Raw genomic sequence first — 315 nt, 5'->3', positions numbered from 1 at the left:
CTATTTTACTTTCACTTGCAAAAGCAGCTACTGGTGAAACTACAGTAGTTGTTGTCAGGGTTAAAAACGTCGATACAGCAAGTAGTTTATAAGGAAAATTATTATTCACTTTAATTCCTCCTATGAATATATATTAATTTTTAGTTTGTTTTTTCTTGTTTAAAAGCAATGTCTTTTGAAATGAATTCTGCGTCCTTATGAATGTCATTCCAACTTTGTTTAGCAGCTTTTAAATCGTCAGGTATTAACGAAAGTTTATGTTCTTGCATTTGATCGATATTATCATATAAATCTTTATAATTAGCCCCCATTTTA

1 pseudogene is annotated in these 315 nt (G+C 29.2%); it reads right to left on the bottom strand.

The annotated features are described in order from the left end of the window. Positions 1–140: 140 nt before the first annotated feature. Positions 141–315, bottom strand: a pseudogene (locus MR168_RS34050) (hemolysin BL lytic component L1); the annotation flags it as partial.

This window comes from Bacillus cereus group sp. BfR-BA-01356, assembly GCF_022663635.1.
In the GTDB taxonomy this organism is placed as follows: Bacteria; Bacillota; Bacilli; order Bacillales; family Bacillaceae_G; genus Bacillus_A; species Bacillus_A cereus.
Note: the sequence above shows the minus strand (reverse complement) of the source record. Positions and strands in the feature narration are given on the sequence as shown.